At 46.0% G+C, this 4993-nt stretch carries 5 protein-coding genes; 1 reads left to right on the forward strand and 4 read right to left on the reverse strand.

All coding sequences use genetic code 11. The annotated features are described in order from the left end of the window. The 3 genes from F8N00_RS16200 to cyoE all read right to left on the reverse strand — a co-directional run. Window positions 1–659 (reverse strand): cbb3-type cytochrome c oxidase subunit I (locus F8N00_RS16200; protein WP_421018584.1); only part of this gene is annotated, 659 nt, incomplete at its 3' end. Between the two features lie 35 nt (window positions 660–694). Beyond that, window positions 695–1726, reverse strand: a complete 1032-nt coding sequence (gene coxB / locus F8N00_RS16205; protein WP_081637364.1) for a cytochrome c oxidase subunit II — start codon at window positions 1724–1726, stop codon at window positions 695–697. Between the two features lie 64 nt (window positions 1727–1790). Further along, window positions 1791–2723: a heme o synthase gene (cyoE, locus tag F8N00_RS16210; RefSeq protein WP_023468830.1), complete on the reverse strand. Its 933-nt coding sequence runs from the start codon at window positions 2721–2723 to the stop codon at window positions 1791–1793. 325 nt (window positions 2724–3048) lie between these two features. On the opposite strand from cyoE, the gene F8N00_RS16215 reads away from it, so the two are divergent. After that, complete coding sequence (locus F8N00_RS16215; RefSeq protein WP_023468831.1) at window positions 3049–3942, forward strand: COX15/CtaA family protein; 894 nt, start codon at window positions 3049–3051, stop codon at window positions 3940–3942. 47 nt (window positions 3943–3989) lie between these two features. On the opposite strand, the gene F8N00_RS16220 is transcribed toward F8N00_RS16215, so the two are convergent. After that, window positions 3990–4993 (reverse strand): cryptochrome/photolyase family protein (locus F8N00_RS16220; protein ID WP_421018583.1); only part of this gene is annotated, 1004 nt, incomplete at its 5' end.

Here is a 4993-nt window from a genome sequence, read left to right on the forward strand (position 1 = left end):
TCGTGGGCTCGGAGATGTGTATAAGAGACAGATCCAACCGTAAGTGGTGGGAATGCGAAAACGATCAAGGCAGAAGCAACGAATGCTGTCCATGTGAAGAGCGGCATCCGCATCAGTTTCATACCTGGTGCACGCATGTTCAAAATCGTAACGAGGAAGTTAATCCCCCCCATAAGTGTACCGAAACCAGAAATCTGAAGACCCAACGCGTAGAAGTCTACACCGAGAGACTCAGGTACCGTCGAGAGTGGTGCGTATGCAGTCCACCCTGCGTTCGGTGCAGCGCCGAAGAACCAAGAAAGGTTCAACAAGACTCCACCGAAGAAGAACAACCAGAAACCAAGTGCATTCAAGAATGGGAACGCAACGTCACGTGCCCCGATTTGAAGCGGTACTGCTGCGTTCATGTATCCGATCAACATCGGCATCGCTGCCAAGAAGATCATCGTCGTACCGTGCATCGTGATCAATTGGTTAAAGAGTTCACCGCTGACGAAATCGTTCATCGGTTTAATCAATTGAAAACGAATCATTAGGGCTTCTACGCCACCGACTAGAAGGAAGAACAATCCAGACATGATGTAGAGAATCCCGATTTTCTTATGGTCGACTGTCGTTAGCCAGTCCATGATGCCGCTTTTTTTCTGCGGCATACCCATAGTATGTGTCCCCACTATGATTCCCCCTTAAAAAATTATTGGAGCTTTTTGTCCAATAGATAATCTGCCAATTCGCTCAATTCTTCATCGCTGATCTGATCTTCAGAGAATCCAGGCATTTTCGTACCTTGCTTCTCTTTTTGAGGATCGCGAATCCATTTTTCGAGGTTTTCTTTATCATGGTCGAGGTAACCCGCGATACGTTGACGATCACCGAAGTTCGTCAAGCTAGGTGCGACTTTCCCGCCACCATGACAGCTGAGACAGTTCTGGGCATAGACTTTCTCGCCAGTCGTCCAGTTCTTTTCATTCTTTTTATCAAGCTGCTTCGTCTCTGCTTCTTTCGCAGCTTTCATATCTTTCAACCAGTTGTCGTAGTCGTCTTGTTCAAGTGCAACGACTTTGAAGTCCATCAATGCGTGAGAAGGACCACACAACTCGGCACATTTACCGTAGTAAGTGCCTGCTTCTTTTGCTTGTAACCACATTTCGTTCTCAAGACCTGGGTTCGTATCTGTTTTACCAGAAAGAGCTGGTACCCAGAACGAGTGAATGACGTCTTTAGACGTCAAGTTAACAGCAACACGTTTACCGACTGGGATGACAAGTTCTTGTCCTGTCGAAACACCTTTGTCTGGGTATTCGAACTCCCACCAGTAGAGGTTTGCTGTAACGTTGATTTGTTCGTTTTTCTTCGCTTCTTTTGCATCTGCGAGTTCAACCGTTGTTTTGATCGTCGGAATTGCAAGAACGATCAAAAGAAGAATCGGAATGACTGTCCAGATGATTTCAAGCGTATGGTTCCCTTCGACTTGCTTCGGAACCGTGTTATCACCTGATTTACGACGGAATTTCATAAGTACGTAAATATAAATGACGGCTACGATCGCAAGGACGAACAACATGACCCACAAGCTAAGCTTGATGATCTCAAGTTGCATCTCAGCGCCTTCTCCGCGAGGCTGTAGCGCAGACAATTCCGGAATTCCACAACCTGATAACATGAGTGCCATCAAGCCGATTGGAAGAAGCCGGAAGAGCATTTTTACTGATTTTTTCACAACCATCCCCACTTTCTTTGTCCCCAATTTTGTCTTTCGTAATGGTGTACGTGAATTATGTCAAATCGTTTTAGAGAGAAACGAGTACGACCGTCACGATCCAAGCCGTGAAATAAAACAGTGAGAAGAAGAACATCTTCGACGCCCATTTGATTTCGGCTTGTTCATCTTGGATCTTCAGACCTTTCAGTCCCATATAGAGCCAATATCCACCGAGCAATGCCATGACGATCATGTAGATGATGCCATAGTGTGCTAAGAGGAGTGATGATGGAATGAGTACTGCAATCCACCATACAATTTGTCGTTTCGTGATCGCGAATCCGTTTACGACAGGTAACATCGGGATACCTGCTGCCCGATACTCCTCTGTCCGTCGCATCGCGAGTGCAAGGAAATGTGGTGGTTGCCACACGAACATGATGAGGAATAAAATCCACGCATCAATGTGAAGCGTCGGAGTGACTGCCGCAAATCCAATGATTGGTGGCACAGCTCCTGATATACCACCTACGACTGTATTGATCGTGTGCGTCCGCTTTAACCACATCGTATAAATCACGACGTAAACGAATGATCCGATCAATCCGAACACTGCCGCCACATGGTTGACGATCAACAACAATACCGTACCGGTCGCAAGAATACCGAGTCCTAGTGCGAGTATCCGCTGTCCATCCATCTTCCCAGTAACGCTTGGTCTTCCCATCGTCCGTTCCATCTTGTAATCGATGTCCCGGTCAATGTAGTTATTGAGGTAGCAACTTCCGGCAATGACCAATCCACTCCCGAGAAGCGTCCACAGTAACATCCACTTGGTTTGCCACAAGTACAACAGGACATCATCCGTTATGTACGATGCTGCTACGACATACCCCGCGAAGACCGTAATCAGATTGGCACGAACAATCCCCATTTTTGCTAGGGTAATATAGTCCTTGAATGTCGGCTGATCTGCTTGCTCGATCGCCATATCCAGTGCCTCTCCAGTAACTTTCGCCATGCTGTTCCCTCCTTTTCACCGTCTGCTTCCGTTTAGCACCTAAGCTTCACGTAATTTCTTCACAGAAATAACACAGACATGCCACGAAACGCCCTTTTCTCTATAAAAGATACCACATATCGAGGACCGTGACGTATGAAAATACTTTCGACATAATGAACAAAATGTGAAATCTATGTGATTTTCATCACAGTTCACCATATTTACCTAATACTAGAATAGCGTTGTTCTAAAAGATTGCAACCCTTTCAGTACTTTTTATGCGATACTAGACCTATGGAAATCCATGTATTTCGTATTTTTTTAGAAAGGTGGTGTCCAAATCTTGAATCGAAAACTTTCGATGTTTTCAGCCTTCGTCACGTTTACGATGATGATCGTCTTACTGATGGGTGGGACAGTCACAAAAACGGATTCGGGAGATGGTTGCGGAACGGATTGGCCACTCTGTCACGGGGAACTCATTCCGACGAACCCAAGTGTTGAAACGATGATTGAATATAGTCACCGCGCTGTGACTGGAGTCGTTGGACTCTTAATCATCGCCTTATGTCTCTGGACGCTCGTTGCCTTCAAGGATCGATTAGATACGAAGATCTTTGCGTTTCTTGCTTTCATCTTCATGTTGATTCAATCGATCGTCGGTGCTGGAGCAGTCGTTTGGCAACAATCAGACCTCGTCATGGCGTTACATTTCGGAATCTCTTTGATTTCCTTTGCTTCGCTATTGATTTTGACACTGTTGATCATGGAGCGTCCGGGTCAGGAATTCAGGGAATCTGTCCCAGCATTCTTACGGAAGCTCTTGTACGGTCTACTCATCTATACGCTGATCGTCGTTTATACGGGTGCTTACGTACGCCACGTCGGGGCTACATATGCTTGCGTTGGTTGGCCTGTCTGTTCTCAACCTTCCATGACGTTCGAAGCGTGGGTGCAGATGATTCACCGAATCATGGCAGGATTACTGTTCCTGTTCACCTTATTCGTCCATGTCGTTGCGATTCGCTTAAAGCATCGGACGACAACGATTGGTATGGCGTTCGCGACGTTCTTCATCTCGTGCCAAGTCGCCACTGGGGCTTGGATCGTTCTTGGTGGACATGCAACGTATGTGCCGTTACTCCACGCCTTCTTGATCACATGTTACTTCGGGGTCTTATCTTACTTGACGTACCATGCATTCCGAACGCGTAAGGCAAATAGTCGTCTTCAATAAGGTCGTAAAAAAAGGATGTTCCTCACTTGAGGGACATCCTTTTTTCATTATTTGAATCGAGCAATCGCACGCTTTCGCGCTTCGTCATGTGCGACGATTGGTTCTGGATAGCCATAATCCTTGCGTTGTTCAGCAGTCGGTTCATGAATATACTGCTTTGATAAATCCTTGATTTCCGTGACATACTTTCGAATGAACGCTCCATCCTTATCGAACTTCTTCGATTGAGTCGTCGGATTGAAGACGCGGAAGTACGGGACGGCATCCGTTCCGACTGATGCTGCCCATTGCCAACCCCCGATGTTTGATGCCGCTTCATAATCAACGAGTTTCTGCTGGAAATATCGTTCGCCTTTCTGCCAATCGACCAACAAGTCTTTTGTCAGGAAAGAAGCGACGATCATCCGTAGACGATTATGCATCCACCCCGTTTGATTCAATTGCCGCATCGCTGCATCAACGATCGGATAGCCCGTCTTGCCTTCACACCACGCCTTGAAGCCCTCTTCATCTTCTTCCCATTCGATTTCCCGATATTGCGTATTGACGGCTTGTCGTTTTGATTCCGGGAAATGCATTAAAATCATGTAATAGAATTCACGCCAGATGAGTTCGGTGATGAAGGTCTGTTTCCCTTTTGATTCTTTTGCCTCCTGAACAGCCGCATAGACGGTCCGGATGCCGACTTCTCCAGTCCGTAAATAGCGAGAAAGTAAACTCGTACCGTCGACAGCAGGAAAATCACGGTTCTCTTCGTAATCTTCAAGCGATTGTTCGATGAATTTCTTCAAGCGTTGTTTCGCCTGCTTTTCACCAGGATGGAAGACGGCTTCCGACTCTGCCTTTTTAAAATAAGCGTTGATGAAACTATTATCGTGTTGATGCTTTTGATAATGATCCCGCAGCGTTTGCCATTTCACTTCATATGGTACAGGAATATCTTTTTTCATGAATGCATTCTTATATGGCGTGAATACTTTATAGAACTTTCCATCTTGCTTTTTAATGTCATGTGGATGAAGCTGTCTCTTATACACATCTCCGAGCCCAC

The sequence above is a fragment of the Exiguobacterium sp. A1_3_1 genome (assembly GCF_048985645.1).
In the GTDB taxonomy this organism is placed as follows: domain Bacteria; phylum Bacillota; class Bacilli; order Exiguobacteriales; family Exiguobacteriaceae; genus Exiguobacterium_A; species Exiguobacterium_A indicum.

Coding starts and splice junctions, on each gene's coding strand:
- coxB (WP_081637364.1), bottom strand. CDS start 1,726: ATGGTTGTGAAAAAATCAGTAAAAATGCTCTTCCGGCTTCTTCCAATC.
- cyoE (WP_023468830.1), bottom strand. CDS start 2,723: ATGGCGAAAGTTACTGGAGAGGCACTGGATATGGCGATCGAGCAAGCA.